At 71.4% G+C, this 21,447-nt stretch carries 20 protein-coding genes and 1 pseudogene; 11 read left to right on the plus strand and 10 right to left on the minus strand.

Annotated elements, in window-relative coordinates; translation table 11 throughout:
- Positions 1-183: 183 nt before the first annotated feature.
- Positions 184-399: an acyl-CoA carboxylase epsilon subunit gene (locus tag ACFV1J_RS15365; RefSeq protein ID WP_385858067.1), complete on the minus strand. Its 216-nt coding sequence runs from the start codon at positions 397-399 to the stop codon at positions 184-186.
- 72 nt (positions 400-471) lie between these two features.
- Entirely contained in the window at positions 472-2,061 is a 1,590-nt protein-coding gene (locus tag ACFV1J_RS15370) for an acyl-CoA carboxylase subunit beta (protein ID WP_385858070.1), read from the minus strand.
- Positions 2,062-2,192: 131 nt separating this feature from the next.
- Between ACFV1J_RS15370 and ACFV1J_RS15375 the strand changes: the two genes are divergently transcribed.
- The 5 genes from ACFV1J_RS15375 to hutH all read left to right on the plus strand — a co-directional run bounded on the left by ACFV1J_RS15375 (position 2,193) and on the right by hutH (position 8,400).
- Entirely contained in the window at positions 2,193-3,065 is an 873-nt protein-coding gene (locus tag ACFV1J_RS15375) for a biotin--[acetyl-CoA-carboxylase] ligase (RefSeq protein ID WP_385858073.1), read from the plus strand.
- 228 nt (positions 3,066-3,293) lie between these two features.
- On the plus strand, positions 3,294-4,460 hold the full coding sequence (locus ACFV1J_RS15380; protein ID WP_385858074.1) for an adenylate/guanylate cyclase domain-containing protein: 1,167 nt from the start codon (positions 3,294-3,296) through the stop codon (positions 4,458-4,460).
- Positions 4,461-4,591: 131 nt separating this feature from the next.
- On the plus strand, positions 4,592-5,404 hold the full coding sequence (locus tag ACFV1J_RS15385) for an enoyl-CoA hydratase/isomerase family protein (RefSeq protein WP_385858075.1): 813 nt from the start codon (positions 4,592-4,594) through the stop codon (positions 5,402-5,404).
- 234 nt (positions 5,405-5,638) lie between these two features.
- Positions 5,639-6,745: a diguanylate cyclase domain-containing protein gene (locus ACFV1J_RS15390; protein ID WP_385858260.1), complete on the plus strand. Its 1,107-nt coding sequence runs from the start codon at positions 5,639-5,641 to the stop codon at positions 6,743-6,745.
- Positions 6,746-6,855: 110 nt separating this feature from the next.
- Entirely contained in the window at positions 6,856-8,400 is a 1,545-nt protein-coding gene (gene hutH / locus ACFV1J_RS15395) for a histidine ammonia-lyase (protein ID WP_385858077.1), read from the plus strand.
- Between the two features lie 69 nt (positions 8,401-8,469).
- Here hutH and ACFV1J_RS15400 read toward each other — a convergent pair whose 3' ends face one another.
- Positions 8,470-8,829 carry a hypothetical protein gene (locus ACFV1J_RS15400; RefSeq protein WP_385858079.1) on the minus strand — a complete coding sequence of 120 codons (360 nt, stop codon included), beginning with the start codon at positions 8,827-8,829 and terminating at the stop codon, positions 8,470-8,472.
- A 110-nt stretch (positions 8,830-8,939) separates the two neighbouring features.
- On the opposite strand from ACFV1J_RS15400, the gene ACFV1J_RS15405 reads away from it, so the two are divergent.
- Both ACFV1J_RS15405 and ACFV1J_RS15410 read left to right on the plus strand, forming a co-directional pair.
- Positions 8,940-9,278 carry a hypothetical protein gene (locus tag ACFV1J_RS15405; RefSeq protein WP_385858081.1) on the plus strand — a complete coding sequence of 113 codons (339 nt, stop codon included), beginning with the start codon at positions 8,940-8,942 and terminating at the stop codon, positions 9,276-9,278.
- A 321-nt stretch (positions 9,279-9,599) separates the two neighbouring features.
- The gene (locus tag ACFV1J_RS15410) at positions 9,600-10,868 is read left to right on the plus strand and encodes an Ig-like domain-containing protein (RefSeq protein ID WP_385858083.1); all 1,269 of its coding nucleotides are present in this window, start codon (positions 9,600-9,602) and stop codon (positions 10,866-10,868) included.
- 32 nt (positions 10,869-10,900) lie between these two features.
- Here ACFV1J_RS15410 and ACFV1J_RS15415 read toward each other — a convergent pair whose 3' ends face one another.
- On the minus strand, positions 10,901-11,629 hold the full coding sequence (locus tag ACFV1J_RS15415; protein ID WP_385858086.1) for a YybH family protein: 729 nt from the start codon (positions 11,627-11,629) through the stop codon (positions 10,901-10,903).
- Between the two features lie 61 nt (positions 11,630-11,690).
- On the opposite strand from ACFV1J_RS15415, the gene ACFV1J_RS15420 reads away from it, so the two are divergent.
- A complete protein-coding gene (locus ACFV1J_RS15420) occupies positions 11,691-12,095 on the plus strand; it encodes a winged helix-turn-helix transcriptional regulator (protein ID WP_385858088.1) in 405 nt (134 codons plus the stop codon).
- A 73-nt stretch (positions 12,096-12,168) separates the two neighbouring features.
- Positions 12,169-13,596, plus strand: a complete 1,428-nt coding sequence (locus tag ACFV1J_RS15425) for a DUF2786 domain-containing protein (protein WP_385858262.1) — start codon at positions 12,169-12,171, stop codon at positions 13,594-13,596.
- 143 nt (positions 13,597-13,739) lie between these two features.
- Here the strand turns inward: ACFV1J_RS15425 and ACFV1J_RS15430 are convergent, their stop codons facing one another.
- Entirely contained in the window at positions 13,740-14,477 is a 738-nt protein-coding gene (locus tag ACFV1J_RS15430; protein ID WP_385858090.1) for an SDR family oxidoreductase, read from the minus strand.
- Between the two features lie 212 nt (positions 14,478-14,689).
- Between ACFV1J_RS15430 and ACFV1J_RS15435 the strand changes: the two genes are divergently transcribed.
- The gene (locus tag ACFV1J_RS15435) at positions 14,690-15,556 is read left to right on the plus strand and encodes a helix-turn-helix transcriptional regulator (RefSeq protein WP_385858092.1); all 867 of its coding nucleotides are present in this window, start codon (positions 14,690-14,692) and stop codon (positions 15,554-15,556) included.
- On the opposite strand, the gene ACFV1J_RS15440 is transcribed toward ACFV1J_RS15435, so the two are convergent.
- Positions 15,531-17,042, minus strand: coding sequence for a membrane-associated oxidoreductase (locus ACFV1J_RS15440; protein WP_385858095.1), 1,512 nt, complete (start codon positions 17,040-17,042; stop codon positions 15,531-15,533). The two genes, ACFV1J_RS15435 and ACFV1J_RS15440, sit on opposite strands and share 26 nt — an antisense overlap.
- A gap of 115 nt (positions 17,043-17,157) precedes the next feature.
- Between ACFV1J_RS15440 and ACFV1J_RS15445 the strand changes: the two genes are divergently transcribed.
- Positions 17,158-17,811, plus strand: a complete 654-nt coding sequence (locus tag ACFV1J_RS15445; protein ID WP_385858097.1) for a maleylpyruvate isomerase N-terminal domain-containing protein — start codon at positions 17,158-17,160, stop codon at positions 17,809-17,811.
- 252 nt (positions 17,812-18,063) lie between these two features.
- Here ACFV1J_RS15445 and ACFV1J_RS15450 read toward each other — a convergent pair whose 3' ends face one another.
- The 4 genes and pseudogenes from ACFV1J_RS15450 to ACFV1J_RS15465 form a co-directional block, all read right to left on the minus strand.
- Positions 18,064-19,167 (minus strand): hypothetical protein, encoded by a 1,104-nt coding sequence (locus ACFV1J_RS15450; RefSeq protein WP_385858099.1) that lies wholly within the window; start codon positions 19,165-19,167, stop codon positions 18,064-18,066.
- Positions 19,168-19,186: 19 nt separating this feature from the next.
- Complete coding sequence (locus tag ACFV1J_RS15455; protein WP_385858101.1) at positions 19,187-20,425, minus strand: medium chain dehydrogenase/reductase family protein; 1,239 nt, start codon at positions 20,423-20,425, stop codon at positions 19,187-19,189.
- Positions 20,426-20,622: 197 nt separating this feature from the next.
- Positions 20,623-20,781 (minus strand): annotated as a pseudogene (locus tag ACFV1J_RS15460) (peptide-methionine (S)-S-oxide reductase); the annotation flags it as partial.
- Positions 20,780-21,445: a hypothetical protein gene (locus ACFV1J_RS15465; RefSeq protein ID WP_385858103.1), complete on the minus strand. Its 666-nt coding sequence runs from the start codon at positions 21,443-21,445 to the stop codon at positions 20,780-20,782. The pseudogene ACFV1J_RS15460 and the gene ACFV1J_RS15465, both read right to left, overlap by 2 nt.
- Positions 21,446-21,447 lie beyond the last annotated feature (2 nt).

Here is a 21,447-nt window from a genome sequence, read left to right on the forward strand (position 1 = left end):
AAAAACCCCCACACCAGCGTGGCCTGGTTCTTTTTTTAAAACCACCCATAACCCACGCGGGCCCAACCCCCCGGGGGCCCCCTCCCCCCCCCACCCCCCCCCCCACGGTCCGAAGGACTAGTCAATGCACTATGCATCGATCAGCTGGAGGGCCCGGCCGTCACGATGCGGCCGGCGCCGCGGTCAGCGCGGCCAGTAACTCGTCCGCCAGGCGCGCGGCCCCGGGTGCGGCAGCCGTGACCGCGCCGGGACCGTGGCCGCCGGATCGGCCCATTCGGTCCTGCCGTTCTCCCCGCCGTCGGGCCCGGCGGCAGCCGCCGCCGCGGCCCGGACCTGTACCACCGCCAGTGCGGCGGCCAGCTCCTCGGGTGTCGGATTGCCCCGTACGACCTTGATCATCGAGACGGCTCCCTTCGCCGGTCCTCGCCGGTCCTCGCCGTGTACTGCCGGTCCTCGCCGTGTACCGGCCGGTCAGAGCGGGATGTTGCCGTGCTTCTTCGGCGGCAGCGACTCGCGCTTGTTGCGCAGCGTGCGCAGCCCCCGGACGATGTGCCGGCGGGTCTCGGACGGCATGATCACCGCGTCGATGTAGCCGCGCTCGGCCGCCACGTACGGGTTGAGCAGGGCCTCCTCGTACTCCTGGATCAGCTCCTGGCGCCGCTGGTCCTGCGCCGCGGGGTCCTCGATCGCGGCGAGCGTACGGCGGTGCAGGATGTTGACCGCGCCCTGCGCGCCCATGACCGCGATCTGCGCGGTCGGCCAGGCCAGGTTCAGGTCGGCGCCCAGGTGCTTGGAGCCCATGACGTCGTACGCGCCGCCGAACGCCTTGCGGGTGATGACGGTGATCAGCGGGACCGTCGCCTCGGCGTACGCGTAGATCAGCTTGGCGCCGCGCCGGATGATCCCGTCGTACTCCTGGTCCGTGCCGGGCAGGAAGCCCGGCACGTCGACGAAGGTCAGCACCGGGATGTTGTACGCGTCGCAGGTCCGCACGAACCGCGCGGCCTTCTCGCTGGCCTTGATGTCCAGGGTGCCCGCGTACTGCATCGGCTGGTTGGCGACCACGCCGACCGAGTGGCCCTCGACCCGCCCGAAGCCGGTGACGATGTTCGGCGCGAAGAGCGACTGGGTCTCCAGGAACTCACCGTCGTCCAGGACGTGCTCGATGGCCGTGAGCATGTCGTACGGCTGGTTGGCCGAGTCCGGGATCAGCGTGTCCAGCTCGCGGTCGGCGTCCGAGGTCTCCAGGTCCGCCTCTTCCGGGTAGACCGGCGGGTCGGAGAGGTTGTTGGACGGCAGGTACGACAGCAGGCCCTTGACGTACTCGATGGCGTCCTTCTCGTCGCCCGCCATGTGGTGCGCGACGCCGGAGGTGGTGTTGTGCGTCCGGGCCCCGCCGAGCTCCTCGAAGCCCACGTCCTCGCCGGTGACCGTCTTGATGACGTCCGGTCCGGTGATGAACATGTGCGAGGTCTGGTCGACCATGACGGTGAAGTCGGTGATCGCGGGGGAGTAGACCGCACCGCCCGCACACGGGCCGACGACCAGGCTGATCTGCGGAATCACGCCCGAGGCATGGGTGTTGCGGCGGAAGATCTCGCCGTACATGCCGAGCGAGACCACGCCCTCCTGGATGCGCGCGCCGCCGGAGTCGTTGATGCCGATGACCGGGCAGCCGGTCTTCAGGGCGAAGTCCATCACCTTGACGATCTTCTCGCCGAACACCCCGCCGAGCGCCCCGCCGAAGACCGTGAAGTCCTGCGAGAAGACGGCCACCGGGCGGCCGTCGACGGTGCCGTAGCCGGTCACCACGCCGTCGCCGTACGGGCGGCTCTGCTCCATCCCGAAACTGGTCGAACGGTGCCGCGCGAACTCGTCCAGCTCGACGAACGAGCCCTCGTCCAGCAGCAGATCGATGCGCTCACGCGCCGTCAACTTGCCCTTGGCGTGCTGCTTTTCCACCGCACGGGCGGAACCGGCATGGGTGGCCTCTTCGATCCGCCGCTGCAGATCCGCCAATTTGCCCGCGGTGGTGTGGGTGTTTGCTTCCGGCTCGGACATCGGGATGCGGCTCCTGCTCGTCCTGGACTGGTGCTCGTACTGAGGGTGGTACGGGTGTGGCTACCAATCCGTAGCGTATCGGCGGGACTGCTCAGCGGCACTGCGTCGTTGACCACACCTAGGCTGGTGCCATGACGCCTCAACCACCGGGAAACCGGGACAAAGACGCCGGCCGCTGGAGCGATCTGGGCCGGCCCCCGCTGAATGCCGCCGCGCTGCGCCGGGCCCTGATCCGGCCCGACGGCCTGTGGACCGGTCTGGACGTCGTGCCCGCCACCGGCTCCACCAACACCGACCTGGCCACCCGCGCCGCCAAGGGCGAGGCCGAGGGCGCCATTCTGGTGGCCGAGGAGCAGTCCGCCGGCCGCGGCCGGCTCGACCGCGCCTGGTCGGCGCCGCCGCGCTCCGGCCTGTTCTTCTCCGTCTTCCTCGTCCCCCGCGCCCCCCTGGAGCGCTGGAGCTGGCTGCCGCTGCTCGCCGGGGTCGCCACCGCAACGGCCCTGTCCCACACGGCCGGCGTCGACACCGCACTCAAGTGGCCCAACGACCTGCTCGTCACCGTCGACGACCAGGAACGCAAGACCGGCGGCATCCTCGCCGAACGGGCCGGCCCCGGCGTCGTCCTCGGCATCGGCCTCAACGTGTCGCTGACCGCCGAGGAACTCCCGGTGCCGACCGCGGGCTCGCTGGCCCTGGCCGGCGCCCGCAACACCGACCGCGATCCGCTGCTGCGGGCCGTGCTGCGCTCCCTGGAGCAGTGGTACGGCCGGTGGCAGGACGCCGACGGCGACCCGGTCAGCAGCCGTCTGCAGGAGACCTACGCGGCCGGTTGCGCCACGCTGGGCCGTTCGGTGCGCGCGGAACTGCCGGGCGATCAGGAGATCACCGGAGAGGCGGTCGCGATCGACGGTGACGGGCGGCTGGTACTGGCCACCGCGGACGGGGTCCAGCAGCCCGTGGGAGCGGGTGACATCATCCATCTCCGCCCGGCGGACGGCTCCTGATGAGCCCCCGGACGGACCCCGACGTGCGCCCCCCGGTGAGCCCCCGCGCCGGGTACGGCGACCGGCCCCATCGGGCGGCGTGTCCACACCTCTTCCATGGTCAGGGCCGACATGTGAGAGTGAGCCAGAGCACACCTGCCGTATCGTTGAGGCGGTCCGCCGGGGAGCGGGCCACCGGCGAGCAGTGATCGGAAGGGCAGTGCGCAGGGATCGGACAGGGAGCGGCCGGTGAGTGCCGACGACTCGGGCGCCACCCCGCGCGATATGGCCACCGAGGGCGATGCCGTACGCGACGTCCCGGCCGGCGACCCCCCGGGGGCCGGCGGCGACGGCGACGAGAACAACGACGAGAACAACATCGCCATCCGCCTCGAACAGCTCATCCTCGGCGCCGACCGCCGGTACACGCCCTTCCAGGCGGCCCGCAGCGCCGGGGTCTCGATGGACCTCGCGTCCCGCTTCTGGCGGGCCATGGGCTTCGCCGACATCGGCCAGGTCAAGGCGCTCACCGAGGCCGACGTGCTGGCGCTGCGGCGGCTCGCGGGTCTGGTCGAGGCCGGTCTGCTGAGCGAGGCGATGGCCATCCAGGTCGCGCGTTCCACGGGCCAGACCACCGCCCGGCTGGCCGACTGGCAGATCGACTCCTTCCTGGAGGGCCTCACCGAGCCCCAGGACTCCGGTCTGACCCGCACCGAGATCACCTACCCGCTGGTCGAGCTGCTCCTGCCCGAGCTGGAGGAGTTCCTGGTCTACGTCTGGCGGCGGCAGCTCGCCGCCGCGACCGGCCGGGTCGTACGGGCCCAGGACGACGCCGAGATGGTCGACCGGCGGCTGGCCGTGGGCTTCGCCGACCTGGTGGGCTTCACCCGGCTGACCCGGCGCCTGGAGGAGGAGGAACTCGGCGAGCTGGTCGAGGCGTTCGAGACGACCTGCTCCGACCTGGTGGCGGCGCACGGCGGCCGGCTGATCAAGACCCTCGGCGACGAGGTGCTGTTCTCCGCCGACGACGCCGGGGTCGCCGCCGAGATCGGGCTGCGGCTGATCGAGACCATGACCCATGACGAGACCATGCCGGAGCTGCGGGTCGGCATCGCCTTCGGCACGGTCACGACCCGGATGGGCGACGTCTTCGGTACGACCGTCAATCTGGCCAGCCGGCTCACCTCGATAGCGCCGAAGGACACCGTGCTGGTGGACGAGGCGTTCGCCGAGGAGCTGGGCCGGATCGGTGACGCCCCGATCTCCGAGGCGGACGCCGCGGCCGCGGAGAAGGCCGCCGAGGAGGGCACCGGCGAACCGCCGCCGTCGTACCGCTTCGCGCTCCAGCCGATGTGGCAGCGCCCGGTGCGTGGACTGGGCGTCGTCGAGCCCTGGCTGCTGACCCGCCGCGGCTGAGTCTGCCGGTTTTCCGCCGGGTGCGGTCCGCCGTGCCCGGTCCGGGTGCGGTCGGCCCTGTTCCGCGGAGCGCCCACCTGGCATGATCCCAGCAGTCCGTCAGGTCAACGCTCGTTAACAGGGAGGGCCGGATGCAGGGGCAGGAACAGGAGCGGCGGTTCGGCGCGGACGGCTGGGTCGCCGTCCGGCGCCACGATTTCGTGGCCGAACTGGTCATGGACCGCCCCAAGGCGATGAACGCGGTGTCCACGGCCATGGCCGACGCACTCTCCGCGGCCTGCGCCGAACTGGCCGCGGACCGTTCCGTACGGGCCGTGGTGCTCAGCTCCACCCATGAGCGGGCGTTCTGCGTGGGCGCCGACCTCAAGGAGCGCAATTCCTTCACGGACGCGGACCTGATGCGCCAGCGCCCGCACACCCGCGCCGCCTACACCGGCGTACTGGAACTGCCGGTGCCCACCATCGCCGCGGTGCACGGCTTCGCGCTCGGCGGCGGCTTCGAGCTGGCGCTGGCCTGCGATCTGATCGTCGCGGACGGTACCGCGGTGGTCGGCCTGCCGGAGGTCTCGGTGGGCGTCATCCCGGGCGGCGGCGGGACGCAGCTGCTGCCGCGCCGGGTGGGTGCCGCGCGCGCCGCCGAGCTGGTGTTCACCGCCCGGCGGGTGCCGGCGCCGGAGGCCGCGGAGCTGGGGCTGGTCGACCGGTTGGTCACGGACGGGCAGGACCGGGCCGAGGCGCTGGAACTGGCGGCCCGGATCGCCCGGAACTCCCCGGTCGGGCTGCGCGCCGCCAAGCGCGCCCTGCGCCTGGGGCACGGCCTGGACCTGCGGGCCGGACTGGAGGTGGAGGACGGCGCCTGGCGCAGTGTGGCCTTTTCCGGGGACCGTGCGGAGGGCGTCGCGGCCTTCAACGAGAAGCGGGACCCGGACTGGCCCGGCGAGTAGCCTCGCCGTAACGCTCCGTAATTGCGGGGCTCTCGATCCCACGCCCGGCCGCCACCGGCCAGGAAGCGGATAACGCCCAGGTGTTGCTTGCACACTTAAAGGGGGCGAAACGGGTTAAACATTCCTACGCTGGAGTACAGAGCGGTGCGCACGGTGACGGAATGTGAGGGTCCGGTGGCGGCTGACGGCGAGGGCGATGCGAGGCTGCGGGCCGTGGTGGAGCTGGCGCAGGCGATGGCGGCCGCGCACACGCCGCGCGAATCGGCACACGCCGCGGCACAGGGCGTGCGCCAGGCCCTGGGCGGGTCGTTCGCCGCGATCTCGAAGTGGGAGCGCGAGCTGGGGCAGCTGCGGGTGCTCGTCAACGTCGGTGAACTCGACGACGACGAGGAGGAGTTCCCGGAGGGCGAGGGCTACCCGGTCCACGAGTTCCCGGAGATCGTCGGCTTCCTGCACGAACAGTGGGCCGGCGGCGGTGAGCCCAGCGCCTGGGTGGAGACCGCCGACCCGCCGCCCGGCACCCCGGAGGACTGCGGGGGCGGCGCCGCCAACCGGCAGCGGGTGGCCGCGCTGCGCCGCCGGGGCCGCGGCTGCTGTGTGGTGGCCCCGATCGTCCTGCACGGCCGGGCGTGGGGGGAGTTGTACGTCGCCCGGCCCGCCGGCGCACCCGTCTTCGACCGGGCGGACGCCGACTTCGCGAGCGTGCTGGCCGCCGTCACGGCCGCCGGGATCGCCCAGACCGAGCGGCTGGCCGAGGCCCGCCGGCTGGCCTTCACCGACGCCCTGACCGGCCTCGCCAACCGTCGCGCCGTCGACATGCGGCTGGACGAGGGGCTGGAGCTGCACCGCACCGAGCGGACGGTGGTGAGCCTGGTGGTCTGCGACCTCAACGGGCTCAAGCGGGTCAACGACTCCCGCGGGCACGCGGTCGGGGACCGGCTGCTGGAACGGTTCGGCTCGGTGCTGTCGTTGTGCGGGGCGATGCTGCCCGGGACCCTCGCGGCCCGGCTCGGCGGCGACGAGTTCTGTCTGCTCGCGGTGGGGCCGCCGGCCGACGAGGTGGTCAAGGTGGCCGGTGAACTCTGCGAGCGCGCCGGGGAGTTGGAGCTCGGTGAGGGGGTCGCGGTGGGGGTCGCCTCGACCGGCGACCCGATCGGCCCGGTACGCAGCGCCCGCCGGCTCTTCCGGCTCGCCGACGCCGCGCAGTACAAGGCCAAGGCGGCGCTGTCGAACGAGCCGGTGGTCGCCGGGCGGCACGGAGGCAAGGACGACCCGGTGATCCGGCTCGCGGACACCCCGGACCGGCGGCCGGGCCCGGAGCGCCGCCGCTTCCGGAGGTGATCGGTCAGGAACCGGCGGGCGGCTGCGCGGTCGGCACACGGAGATCCGTAAGGGGTGATCGCAAAACTCGGTGGTGACATTCGACGATTCAGTCTCTAGGGTGCCTGAATATGGATATGCACACTGTGGTGCTGGGGACGTCCGGCACGACCGCACAGGACGTCATCGCGGTGGCCCGCGGCGCGGCCCGGATCGAGCTGTCCGAGGAGGCCCTCGCCGCCGTCACCGCCTCCCGCGCCTTCATCGACGAACTCGCCGCCAAGCCCGACCCGGTCTACGGCGTCTCCACCGGCTTCGGCGCCCTCGCCGTCCGTCACATCAGCCCCGAGCTGCGCGTCCAGCTCCAGCGCAACATCGTCCGGTCGCACGCGGCCGGCATGGGCCCGCGGGTCGAGCGCGAGGTCGTCCGGGCGCTGATGTTCCTCCGCCTGAAGACCCTGGCCAGCGGCCACACCGGCGTCCGCCCCGTGGTCGTCGAGACCATGGCCGCGATACTCAACGCCGGCATCACCCCGGTCGTGCACGAATACGGCTCGCTCGGCTGCTCCGGCGACCTTGCCCCGCTCTCGCACTGCGCGCTGACGCTGATGGGCGAGGGCGACGCCGAGGGCCCGGACGGCGTGGTCCGGCCGGCCGGCGAACTGCTCGCCGCGCACGGCATCGAGCCCGTCGAACTCCGCGAGAAGGAGGGCCTGGCGCTGCTCAACGGCACCGACGGCATGCTCGGCATGCTCGTCATGGCCTGCGCTGACCTCGCCCGGCTGTTCACCTCAGCGGACATCACCGCCGCCCTCTCCATGGAGGCACTGCTCGGCACGGACAAGGTCCTCGCCCCCGAGCTGCACGCCATCCGCCCGCACCCCGGCCAGGCCGCCTCGGCCGCCAACATGCACAAGGTGCTGGCCGGTTCGGGCCTCACCGGCCACCACCAGGACGACGCCCCGCGGGTCCAGGACGCGTACTCCATCCGCTGCGCCCCGCAGGTCGCCGGCGCCGGCCGGGACACCCTCGCGCACGCCCGGCTGGTCGCCGACCGCGAGCTGGCCGCCGCGGTCGACAACCCCGTCGTGCTGCCCGACGGCCGGGTCGAGTCCAACGGCAACTTCCACGGCGCCCCGGTCGCCTATGTCCTGGACTTCCTCGCCATCGCCGCGGCCGACCTCGGCTCGATCGCCGAGCGCCGCACCGACCGCCTGCTCGACAAGAACCGCTCGCACGGTCTGCCCGCCTTCCTGGCCGGCGACCCGGGCGTCGACTCGGGCCTGATGATCGCCCAGTACACCCAGGCCGCGCTGGTCAGCGAGCTGAAGCGGCTGGCCGCCCCCGCCTCGGTGGATTCCATCCCGTCCTCCGCCATGCAGGAGGACCACGTCTCGATGGGCTGGTCGGCGGCGCGCAAGCTGCGCACCGCGATCGACAACCTGACCCGGGTCGTCGCCGTGGAGCTGTTCGCCGCGACCCGCGCCGTCGAACTGCGCGAGGGTCTGACCCCGGCGCCCGCCACCCGCGCGGTGCTGGACGCGGTGCGTGCCGCGGGCATCCAGGGCCCCGGCGAGGACCGCTTCCTGGCGCCGGACCTGGAGGCCGCGTACGCGTTCGTCCGGGACGGGAAGCTGGTGGCGGCCGCGCAGACGGTCACCGGAGAGCTGGCCTGATACGGCACGGGGCGCCCGGCGCGGGAACGACCCCGCACCGGGCGCCCCGTGCCGTTCCGGGGCCGCCGCTCAGGCGGCTCCGCCGTGGCTGCGGCGCACGGAGTAGCTGACCAGGCCCGCCCCGAGGGCGAGACAGGCGGCGCCGCCGATCACATACGGCGTGGTGTCCGGGCTTCCGGTGTCGGCGAGGTAGTGGGGCGGGATCGCGGCGGACCCGGGCCCGTGGTCCGGCTGCGCACCGCCGGCCGCTCCCGGCTCCGCCGGTACGGACTGCGTCCGGACCTGCCGGTCCCCCGCGGAATTCGTCGAATTCGTCGTTCCGTCCGGCCCCGGGGCGCCGACGATCGCATGCGCCGAAGGGACGAACCACAGGGCGAACAGCACCGATCCCGCGGCTGCGGCGGTCAGCAGTGGTCGTCGTGCGGTCACGGCGAAGGATCCCCCTTGTGGGTTCGGCAAATTGGCCGTTGACCTCAGATGTTAATGACCGCCGCGGGTCGCGGGGAAGTCCAGAGCCAGTCATGCCTAACCTCCGTGCTATGAGCAATGGTGAGACATCACGTTTTGTGCGCCTTCATGTCGAATTGATCATGGAGGTGACGGACCCCGACCTGCTGACCGGTGCCGCCCTCTCGCGCATCGACGGCGACCCCTCGCTGCCCGAGGAGGAGCGCCGGCAGTCCCAGGAGACCGTCCGGGAGGAGCCGGCCGAGGCGCTGGCGCAGCTGGTCGATCCGTTCGACCTGGTCGCCGCCGTACCGGGCGCCGAACTCGCCCAGGCGTCCTGGAGCAGCGAGGAGCTGACCGACTACGACCCGGACGCCGAGTGGGAGGCCGCGGAGTGGGACCTGGCGGACGACTCGGAGGGAGCCGGCTGACATCCCGCACCACCCGCCGCATCCCCGTCCCCACTCCACCCCGCCACTTCCCCACGGCCCCCGTACGAGACGTTTCGTACGGGGGTCGCCCTTCTGCCCTGACTGCGCTGCTTCTATGCCGATTCCGGGTCTTGTGCCGCTTCCAGGACGAAAGAGCCCGAAAGTGTCCTAGGTCACACTTCGCGGAGGAATGGAACGGGCGAAACCGAAAAGGCGTTTCCATGGCGTCGGCCGGAATGCCTGCGTCCAGATATGCCTGCGTTCAGTTGGCGCCTCGCTCGGGGAAAACGTGCGAAACCGGTAGCAATGGAGAAGCGTGTGATGACGGACAGCAAGCGCCGCAAGGGCCTCATAGCCAGCGCCGCGCTGCTCGGGGGCGTACTCACGGTGACAGCGTGTGGCGGCAGCAATGCGGCTGAGGGAGGCAGTGGCGGTGCGGGCGGCACCCGTCACGAGAACACCCAGCAGGTCGACGAGGCGGCCGCCAAGGACGCCTCCGACGCCAGGATCACCGTCACGCCCAAGGACGGGGCCACCGACGCGGGCATCAACAGCGACGACGCCAAGGTCACCGTCAGTGGCGGCGAACTCACCGACGTCACCATGACCGCGGCCGACTCCGGGACCACCGTGCAGGGCACGCTCTCCGCCGACGGCACCTCCTGGCAGCCGGACCAGCCGCTGCAGCGCTCCACCACGTACCGGGTCACCGCCCACGCGGTGGACTCCCAGGGCCGCAAGGCGGTGGAGAACACCCGCTTCACCACGGTCGCCCCGGCGCACAGCTTCATCGGGAACTTCACGCCGGAGGACGGCTCGACCGTCGGCGTCGGCATGCCGGTGTCGCTCAACTTCGACAAGCCGGTCAGGAACAAGGCCGCCGTGCAGTCCGCGATCAAGGTCTCGTCGAGCAGCAACCAGCAGGTCGTCGGCCACTGGTTCAGCGACACCCGGCTGGACTTCCGCCCCCAGGAGTACTGGAAGGCGCACTCCAAGGTCACCATGACCCTGGGCCTGGACGGCGTCCAGGCGTCCCCCGGCGTCACCGGCATCCAGCACAAGACCGTCAGCTTCACCGTCGGCCACTCGCAGATCAGCACCGTCGACACCAAGAGCCACCAGATGACCGTGGTGCGCGACGGCCGGCCGATCAAGACCATCCCGATCTCGGCCGGCAGCGACGAGCACCCGACCTACAACGGGAAGATGGTCATCTCCGAGCGGTTCAAGCAGACCCGGATGGACGGCTCGACCGTCGGCTTCAAGAAGAAGGACGGCAAGGGCGAGTACGACATCCACGACGTCCCGCACGCCCAGCGCCTGTCGTCCTCCGGCACCTTCATCCACGGCAACTACTGGGGCAAGGGCATCTTCGGCACCGCCAACACCAGCCACGGCTGCATCGGCCTGCAGGACGTCAAGGGCGCCAAGGACCCGAAGACGGCCGGTGCGTGGTTCTTCGCCCACTCCCGGACCGGCGACGTCGTCCAGGTGATCAACTCCCCGGACCACACCATCAAGCCGGACAACGGCCTGAACGGCTGGAACATGGACTGGTCGCAGTGGGTGGCGGGCAGCGCCCTGCGGTGACCCCGCACCCCTGCACGGCGGTCCGACGCTGACTAGGCCGGGCTGCCGCCCAAGTGGCTGCCGCTCAAGGGGCTGCCGCCGAAGGGGCTGTCGATGAGATAGCGCCAGTGGCCGTCCGGCCCCCTCCGGGCCACGTCCGTGGCCGTCCCGCGCACCGGGCCGGCCACGGCGCCGTGCGACCCGCTGCTGTCCACGGCGCCGTACGACCCACCGCTGTCCACGGCGCCGTACGACCCGCCGCGGTCGCCCATACCTCCGTCTCCGGCCAACCCCTCCCCGGTCAACTCCTCTCCGGTCAACTCCTCCCCGGCCAACCCCGCCCCTGTCAGCTCCTCCCCGGTGGCGATCTCCCAGTCGACGACGAGGAGCGCGGTATCGCCGGCGACCCGCACCTGGCGCGGCCGCACGGTGATCGGCAGGCCGAGCGCGAGGAAGGCGGCGTTGGCGCGGCGGATCTCCTCCGGCGTGGTGGCCGGCGCGCCGTCCGGCGGCACGAAGACCGCGTCCGGCGCGTACATCTCGTGCACCGCGTCCGCATCCCCCGCGTTGAACCGCGCCGCGAAGACGTACGGCACGTCCTGGGCCGTACGCGGCAGCCCCGGCAGCGCGCCCGACGTGGGCGCGCCCGGTGTGGGCGTGCCCGTCGTGGGTGTGTCCGTCGTGGGCGTGCCCGGTGCGCTCGGGGACGCGGCGGCCGGGGACTTGGCGGGTGGTACCGCGGCGGTCGGGGGCATGGCGGGCTGAGCAGAATGGTGGGGCACGGTCGTCGCCTCCTCGGTGGTGGTCCGTGCGATCGCGGCCGTAACCCTAGGAGGCCCCCTCGTGACTCACCGAACGGTTCGGCACGTACCCGGCCTGCCCGACGACGCCCGGGCAGCGGTGCGTGCGCCGTCGCCCGACTGCCCCGTGGAGATCGCGCTCGGCGCGCTCCGCGGACGCTGGACCACGCTCGTCCTCCGCGAACTGCTGCGCGGCCCGCACACCTACAGCGAGCTCGCAGCCGCCCTCCCCGCGCTCTCCGACAAGGTGCTCACCGACCGCCTCGGCCAGCTCGTCGCCGACGGCGTGGCACACCGCGCCCGCACCCCCGGCTGGCCGTCCACCGTCCGCTACGAACTCACCGAGCGGGGCCGCGCGTTGGGCCCCGTCCTGCAGGCCCTCTGGGACTGGGGGGCGGCCACCGCCGGCCACCGGGGCACGGCCCCGCCCGGCCCCTCCGTAGAGTGAACGGGTGAGCGAGCGCGGAAACAGAGGGCGCGGCGGGCCGCGGCGCCCGACGGCCGAAGAGCTGGTCGCCGAGGTGCTCGGCCGGGTCCGTTACGCGCCCGACGGCACGGCGGCCGAGGACGCCATCGAGGCGGGCGCCTCGCTCCTGGCCGCCGCCGAGACCGAACCGGATGCGGGACCGGGCTCCGGACCGGATGCGGGGCCGGGCTCCGGATCGGGTTCGGGATCGGCGTCCCGACCGGCTTCCGGCTCGGGTTCGGGATCGGCTTCTCGACCGGCTTCCGGCTCGACCTCCCGACCGGCCTCCGGATCGGCTTCCGGGCCGGAGGCGGTGAGCGCGGCGCTGGTCGCGGCCGCCGTCGACGGCGTACGGCAGTGCTGGACGGGCGGCTGGCACCCCGCCGACCTGGAGCGCATCGTCCGCCGGGAGGCCGACGGCCCCGCACCCGTCGCGATCCTCGTGGACGCCATGGCCGCCGAGGCCGCCCGGCCGGGCCGTGGTCGCGGCGGGAAGACGTCCGGGACCGGCCCCGCGCGCGATCCCCGCCGGCAGGAGCAGTTGCACCGGCTCGGCGCCGACGTCTGGTGGGACGGCGACCGCGGCTATCTGGACGCCCTCGCCCGGCGCGCCCGCACCTCCCGCTTCGAGGCCACCTACGCCGTCCTGGCGGCGCTGCGCCTGCTCGCCCGGCTGCCCCGCATCACCCCGCTGCCGCCGCCCCCGCCCCCGTCCGGGCCCCAATCCGGGTCGCGTTCCGGGGCGCAGTCCGGCTCCGCGTCGGGCACCGCGCGCACCGCCGCCTCCCGGGCGCTCGGCCGGATCCGCGCCCTGCTCGCCAAGGCCGAGGCGACGACCTACGCCGAGGAGGCCGAGGCGCTCTCCGCCAAGGCACAGGAGCTGATGGCCCGGCACAGCATCGACGAGGCACTGCTGGACGGCGGAACGGGCACCGCGGGCGGCCCGGCCGGCGGCCCGTCGGCGGTCCGCATCGGCATCGAGGGCCCGTACGAACAGGCCAAGGCACTGCTCCTGGACGCGGTCGCGGCCGCCAACCGCTGCCAGGCCGTCTGGGCCGCCGAGGCCGGTTTCTCCACGGTCGTCGGCTTCCCGCCCGACCTGGAGGCGGCCGAACTGCTCTACACCTCGCTGCTGTTCCAGGCCACCACGGCCATGAACCGCGCGGGCGACGACCACCACGCCCGCGGCCGCGCCCGCCGCACCCGGGACTTCCGCCAGACCTTCCTCGTCGCGTACGCGGACCGCATCCGCGACCGGCTCACGGCGGCCACCGCGGCCGCTACGGCAGCCGCCACCGCCGAGTCCGCCCCCACCGCCCCGGACCTCCTCCCCGTCCTCGCCGCCCGCGAACTCGCCGTCGAGGAAACCACCGGCGCCCTCTTCCCGGACACCGCCCCGGTCCGCCTCCGCGGCATCCACGACGCGGCCGGCTGGCACCAGGGCCGAGCGGCAGCGGACCGGGCGCGGCTGAAGGGCGACTGAACGAGGGGAGGACGGGGGCGAGGGGAAGTCACACTCCCCTCACCCACACTCCCCTCACACACACTCCGGGACGCGCGGCCGACCACGAAACACCTGGTCCGTATGCCATGCGATGTGCTCGCCCGCGACCCGCTCACTGCCGCTTAGGCCTGCGCGGTGGGCCGCACCACGATCTCGTTCACGTCGACCTCGGCGGGCTGCTCGATGGCGAACGCGATGGCCCGGGCGATCGCGTCGGGCGGGATGGCGATGCGGTCCCGCATGGCCGTGATCTCGGCCCGCACCCGGCTGTTGGTCGACGCCTCGGCGAAATCGGTCGCGATCGGGCCCGGGGAGACGGTGGTCACCCGCAGCGCCCCGCCCGCCTCCTGCCGCAGCCCCTCGCAGATCGCCCGCACCGCGAACTTCGTACCGGCGTACACCGCCATCGCCGGCACGACACGGAAGGCGGCCGTGGACGCGGTGGTGATGAAGTGGCCCGTGCCCTGCGCCCGAAAGACCGGCAGCGCGGCGCCGATCCCGTGCAGCACTCCCTTCACATTCACATCGACCATGTGATCCCACTCCTCCACACGCAGATCGTCGAGCGGCGAGATCGTGCCCACCCCGGCGTTGCCGACGAGGACATCGAGCCGACCGAAGCGCTCAACTGCCAGCGCGACCAGGGCTTTCAGATCTTCCCGCCGGGTCACATCGGTACGGATCTGCACGGCCGCGCCACCCGCCTCCTCGATCCGGCCCACCAGTTCCGCCAGGCGCTCGGACCGACGCGCCCCCAACACGAGCCGCGCCCCCCGCTCGGCGAGCAGCAACGCCGTCGCCTCGCCGATCCCGCCGCTGGCCCCCGTGACCGCCACGACTTTTCCCTCAATACCGGACATGGTCTCCTCCCTGCCGCGCGGGCCCGTTGCCCGACCCCAGCGGTAGCAGTCTGAGAGGAGCCCAGCCTGGTATACAGACCGAACTTATTCTGGAACCAGCAGTGCCACGCGAGCGGCAAGAAGCGAGAAACGAGCGGCGATCGGCGAGAGGCGAGAAGGCAAGAGCCAAGAAGCGACAAGGGATAAGCGATAAGCGAGGGGCACTACCCAGCATGTCGAAGCAACAGCCCGACCAACTGCGCCGCCAACTCGGCACGTTCCTCCGCACCCGCAGGGAGCGCCTCACCCCCGAGGAGGTCGGCCTGCCGCAGACCGGCCGCCGCCGCACTCCGGGTCTGCGCCGGGAGGAACTCGCCCTGCTCGCCGGGATCAGCGCCACCTGGTACACGTACCTGGAGCAAGGCCGCAAGATCCGCGCCTCCGAGCAGGTCCTGAACGCCCTCGCCTCGGTACTACGGCTCGACCCCCACGAGCGGACCCACCTCTTCCAACTCGCCGGCCACACACCCGCACCCGCACCCGAGGCCGAGAAACCCGACCCCCTCACCCCCGAGGCGGCCGCCGTCCCCGTCCTCCTCCACCCCCACCCGGCGTACATCATCGCCGGCAACTACGACGTGCTCAGCCACAACGAGGCAGCCGCCCAGCTCTTCCCCCACCTCACCACCACCGAGGCGAACCGGCCGCCGAACCTCGTCCGCTGGGTCTTCCTCGAACCCGCGGCCCGCGAGGTCCTGGTCGACTGGGAGCCCGAGGCCCGCGCCCTGCTCGCCCGTCTCCGCACTCTCTCCACCCGCCACCCGGACGACCCGCGCTACACCGACCTGATCGACGAACTCCACCACCAAAGCCCCGAAGCCCGCACCTGGTGGCCCCACTACGAGCTCCAACCCCGCCACAGCGGCCACAAACGCCTACGCCACCCACAACGCGGCACGACGCACTACGCCTACACCGCCTTCCACCTCGCAGACCAGCCGGAACACACCCTCGTGCTCTATTTCGAGGGCAGCGCAGCGGGTGCGGGCGCAGGCGTGGGCGCGGCCGCGGCTGTTACTGGCGGTTCAGTGCACGGGTGATGCCGGCAGCGACGGTCGTGGTGAGGAGCCAGCCGGAGGCGATGAGGAGGTAGGACAGCCACTGGTACAGGCCGGTGGGTACGAAGGCATTTTGCTGGCCGAAGTCGATGAAGGGCAGGAGGAGGTCCAGGGCGTACACGGGAGGATTGAACGCCGGCCCTTTGCCTCGTTCCAGCGGCGCAGGATGGTGCAGTCCGTACGCGATCGAGCTGAGAAGGAGCAGCACCAGGAGCCAGGCCCCCGCGCGCGTCGGACGGAAGCCGTAGCCCACTGCCGCGTCCTGGACGTAGCCCCACAGCTTGGCGTACCAGGGCAGAGTGGCCCGCCGGCAGCGCTGTTGGGCGAGTTGCACCGTGCGGGTGTCGGCCTCCTCGCCGGCGCGACGGTACGAGGCTGCCAGCTGCTCGTAGCTGTGGGGCACGAAGCCGTCGGCGTCGCGCTGCAGCAACGCGAGCCGGTCCGCGGCCGGCAGTCGTGGGGTGAGTGTCTCGTACGTCAGCCCATCCAGCCTTACTCGGGCCGGCCAGACCCGTGGTGCGGCTTCGACGACCTTGAAACTGGCGTAGTGCATGTTGACGTCGCCGTCGATCGGGTGGGCATCCCGCAGCGTCAACTGCGTGGCTTCGCAGCTGCTGATGCCCAGTGCGACACCACCCGGGTTGCTCAGCCTGGCCTCGATGAAGGAGATCCACCCGGCAACCTTCGATCCGGTGAGCCGGACCCGCCCCTCGGTGGTGAGGCCACCCGCGTTGAGGACGGTGCCAACGGTGAGGCGGGGCGCATCCAGGGCATCGCCACCCCGGTTCTTGACCTGGGCGTCTTCCAGATCGACGGCTCCCGCCACCTGCGCCGTACCGAGGCGGATCCCACCCAGCGCCACGAGCCCAGGTGCCCATACGTCGGTGCCCACCGAAGCATGGTCGAGGTGGAGCGCCCCTCCGTCGTCGGCCCCGATGTGGGTGCGGTCGAGAAAGATGCCGCCGGACATCTCAGCGTTGCTGAGCCGAACGGTTCCCGGTATGCGGCAGTCCGTGAGCCGGAGTGCGCCCTCCACGCGGAGGGCTGTCGCAGCCAGGGCCGGGAAGTGTGACCCGCTGAGGTCGAGTTCGCGGGTCTGCGCCCCGTCGAGCTCCAAGGGGTGCTCGAAGTGGCAGGCGGTCAGGCGGATCGGGTGGGGCACTGCGGCGTGCCGGAGATCGAGGACACCCGTGATCCTCGCGCCGGTGACGTGCAGGGCGGGCGTCTCGCCGGGTTCGGACGCACCACGGAGGAGCAGGGCGCGAAGGACCTCTGCCCGCACGGTTCCTTCCCCGCCCACCGCGTGCGCGGCGTCTCCGTTCCCGTTCCCGTCCCGGAGCACGTCGAACACTGCACCACCGGGGAAGGCCCGCCAGATACGACGTTCCACCGGCGTCAGGTCTGCGATGTCCATCCGCAGGACCCTAGCTCGGTCGGTGAGGAGCAGCAGCAGTGCCGTAACGGTCAACGAGCCGTCCGCGCATACGACTTGCGCAAGTCACATCCGCGAGGCGGGAGCCGGTCACAGCCAGGTGGGGCCGGGATCGTGGGGCACTGTCAACCTGGACTTGTAGGCTTCCCGCATGCCACAGTCCGTCGATCCGCAAGTGCTGGTGAACGGGAGCCATGTGCGCCGAGCCGTCGCGCACTGTGTCGATACCCTCACCGGCGTCCCCGCGGCCCAATGGCAGGGCAGGGCCGGCAGCCTGGAGTGGACATGCTGGGAGACCCTGGAACACCTCGCTGACGATCTGCTCACCTACGCACTGCGGTTCGGTCTCGCGCAGCCGATGGACGTGCCACGCGTACCACTGCGCGTCTCCCGTGATCGACCCCACGGGCCGGCCAATGTCATCTTCGGTGACGTGGAGGCGGGACCCGAAGGGCTCCTGACCGTAGTGGCGGCTTGCGGCGGACTGCTCGCGGCCGCCGTCGACACCGCCGCTCCCACCGCCTTGGCCCCGCACGTCTTCGGCGCCTCCGACCCGGAGGGATTCGCGGCGATGGGTGTGGTCGAGACCCTCGTCCACACCCACGACATCGCTCAGGGCGTGCACCGCGTGTGCGAGCCCCCGCAGGACTTGAGCGAGCGCGCTCTTGCCCGTCTCTTCCCCGACGTACCCCTCACCGGCACTCCGTGGTCGACCCTGCTGTGGGCCACCGGCCGCCTCGAAACGCCCGATCGCCCCCGCCGGACGGACTGGCGTTGGTACGGCGCACCGCGTGACACCAGCTGACTGCGCCAGGCACATCCCGCGGCGGCAGCATTGCTCAGGTCTCGGAAGCCCGCCCCTGATTGAAATGCAGAGGGCGGGGCTGACGCGCTACCTCGCCGGAAGGGTGGGGGACGTGCACGAGCGCCAGGTCGTCGTCAACGAGCGTGCCCAAGAGCGTCGTTCTCTCGCGGGGGGCGCCCAGTCGGTCCGGCCATCCGACCCGACCGGCCTTGCCGTGGCCCCCAACGGCAGGCACTGGACGGTGCGTTGAGCTCACAGCTGGCGGAGAACCTGTGCCTCCACCCGCTCGACAAGCGTACGGCCGTATGCGTGCACGAGGGAGAGGTGGAAGAGGGACGGAGCCAATGGCGCCCAGCGATGGATGCGGTTGGTCCGCAGCATGTATTTGACGACCGTTGCCGGCCGGAAGGGAACGTAATCGATGGTTTGGTGCTCCCAACGATCGGCGACGCCCCGGCTGATACGCGCTTGGAGACCCGTGCCTGAGAGGTCCTGCAGTTTGGCATGGAAGTGACCACTCCAGTGGCGCTTGTCTATGTCCAGGACGAAGGCCAGAAGAGCGAGAGAGTATTCGTGGGGCTCCAGGGACAACTCCTCCCGCATCCCACGACGGGCAACCGCGTGCAGGTCCGGTGCGCTCCTCCCCGAAGAATCGATGTGCCTCGAAAGGCCCTCGTTGACGGAGGAGTTCCAGACTCCTGGTGCCATGCGTACCCGATTGCTGCGTTGGCTCACGACGAGCATGTCGTCGGCGGTGACCACGGCGACATTGACGGCGAAACTGCATTGGAGAAAGGACGGAGCCGCCAGTGGGTCATCGGGATCCAGATAACGGGTTCGGGGCGTGGTGCCGTCAGAGAGCCTACGGTCCAGTTGCTGAGCGGCGAGGAACGTGTAGTAGTCGGTAGGGCGCAGCCTCAGGTGGATTTCGGGCGTCTCGTCGAGAGGGGTACGCGAGATGTCGAAGGACTCGACGGCGTAGCGCGGGCCGTTCCACAGCGGCGTGCGTCCCTCCGCCCGCAACCGCTCGCCCTCTTCGGCGATTTCATCCCGCCAGGCGGCCATATCCGGTGGCAGGACCACCTCTTCGTCGAGCACCTGGATGTTGATGGCTTCCGGGGGCACCGGAGACGTGCCGTCGCCTTCGACGATCAATGCGGAAGTACGCAGGGGCCCGAGCGAGAATGTCTGCCATACGGGTCCCGACTCCTCCTGCCGCCGCATGGTACGAATCGCGGTCGTGGAGCGCTTGCGCAATCGGTACCAGGCGTCCTGCAGGGGCTGTTGGAACAGTACGGCGCAGACCATGCCGAGCACGGCACCCACCACTCCGTTGGCAACATCGATTCCGTCCATGCCAGAGACCATAGAGACCTTACGGCTGCCGGGAGTTGGCGTGCCTCATCGTCAACCGGTGATACGGACGACGATGATCAGCGGTCACGCGGTGCCACCAGGAAGCGGAACCAGCCGCCGGCGGCGTCCATGCGGCGCAGACCTCCCGATCGGGGGCCGTTGCCGAACTCGCTGACGTCGATGCCCGTACTTGCAAGGTGGACGAGCTGGCCGGCCAGCCGTTCTCACGATTCAGACCGGGGCACTGGGGCACGAGCACGAGTTTTCCGGTGGCTGCCGAGCGGTCGAGGAGCTCGTGGACGCGACGAGCGTCGGTGAGCGGCAGGCGCTCGGCCACGACCGGGTGGATCTCGCCACGGCGCAGCAGATCGAGCAGCACGCGGAAGTCCTCCTGGAACCAATCCTGGTGGCCGATGCGCAGCTTCTGGATCCTGTAGGAGAGCACCCGCCGGCGGGGCGAGAGCAGGCCCCAGAGCGCGACGCTCGTAGTAGCCGCGTGCCACTCGACCACCGCTCGCCAATTCTTGTGCCCATGCGCGAGCGTGGCGTAGCGGCCGAACACGACGAGCCTTCCGCCGGGCCGCAGCGTGCGGAAGGAGCGAAGCGACACCGCGCCACCGATCCCGTCGAGCGCAACGTCCACGCCGTTCCCGGTCAGTTCGCGCACCCGAACCATGAAATCCTCGTGGCGGTAGTCGATCGCCACCGCGCCGAGCCGCTCCACCGCGGCGCGGTCACGAGCTGAAGCGGTCCCGTAGAGGCGGAGCCCGGCCAGCGCTCCGAGTTCGAGGACCGCCGTGCCCACCCTGCCGGCCGCACCGTGCACGAGCACCGTCTCCCCCCTCTTCACCATCGCCGTACGGTGCAGCAGTTGGTAGGCGGTCATGTAGGGAAAGACGAGGCTCACGACCTCCGCCGGATCGAGGTCCTCGGGCACCGCTACCGCGTACGCCTCCGGCACGCAGACGCGCTCCGCGTCGGCGCCCCATACCGTCAGCGCTCCGACGCGGTCTCCCTCTCGCAGCCTCCAGCACCCCGGACCGAGCTCCTCGACCACGCCAACGAGCTCGTAGCCGGGGGTGAAGGGCGGCTTCGGCCCGCCCAGATATGTGCCGGCGCGCAGCTGGGCATCGGTGAACGACACACCGGCGGCCAGCACCCTGACGCACACTTCACCGGGCCCCGGTACGGGATCGTCGTCCTCCGCCACCCTCAAAACTTCGGGCCCGCCGAAGTGGTCGACGACGACGCGCTTCATGAATTCAGCCTACGTAGACCGTGCCGTCCCTGCATCCGATCAATCCCGCAGCTCCGATCACCAACCGATCACTACGAGACCGCACCCCCACTGAGTGTTCGCACCTTCCGAAGCCGCTGCACCGCTGCTCCGGTCCCTCTGAGCGGGTCCCCTGGAGCGAGCCCCGCCCGGTGGCTCAGACGATGCTGTGCCGCTGTCTACTCCTTCGTCGCATCCGGCGCCGGCGCGATCCCCGTCGGGCAGGACCGTCCCCAGTTCGTCTCGGACGGGGCACTCAGCTTGACCCCCGTCCCCCCGATCCCGCAGTACCCGCCTGGGTTTTTGGCGTCCGAAAGGTACTGCTGGTGCCCGGGTTCAAGGGCGAAGGTGTGCAGCTGTGGCGTACGCGAGGAGGTTTGCGAAGCGCAGCCAGCCGAGGAGGTAGGTGTTGAGCGGTGCGTAGCCGGGGCGGGTCAGGTGGTTGATGCCGTGGATGGTGTCGGTCAGTTCGTCTTGTGCCGGGCCGTTCAGGCGGCCGAGGTTCGTGAGGTATGCGGAGGCGCAGGCGTCGAGACGGGCGTGGAGGTCGGCGAGTTGTCGTGCCTGGGTGTCGCTGGAGAGCGTCTCGTCGGGGTAGGCCGAGTGCCGGAAGGCGGAGTGGCGGTTCGCCACGGCTGCGACGAGTCCCAGGCGGGAGGGCGCCGTTTCGCCGGGCCAGTGCGGTGTTCGCAGATGAGCGGTGTCGGTGGGCTGCGGGGTTCGCCGGCCGGCCGCCTTCTCCGCGTGCCGGCGGGCCGCGAACGCCGCCAGCTCGTCGAGCTGGACCGTCCGGCTCTCTTCCAAGGTCTCCAGTGCGCGCAGCTGGGCCGCGGGGTCTCTGCGGAGGTCGGGGGAGGGGCGTGCCGTCGCGGCGAGGTAGGCCCAGGTCGCATGGAAGCCGAGCGGGCTGTAGTGCCCGACGGCACACCTCAGTGCTGAGTGCCGTCGGGCAAGGGGCAACCGCTCGTCGCGCACCCTGCGCGCGTAGGTTCTGAAGCCCACCC

The sequence above is a fragment of the Streptomyces sp. NPDC059649 genome (genome assembly GCF_042734445.1).
Lineage (GTDB): Bacteria > Actinomycetota > Actinomycetes > Streptomycetales > Streptomycetaceae > Streptomyces.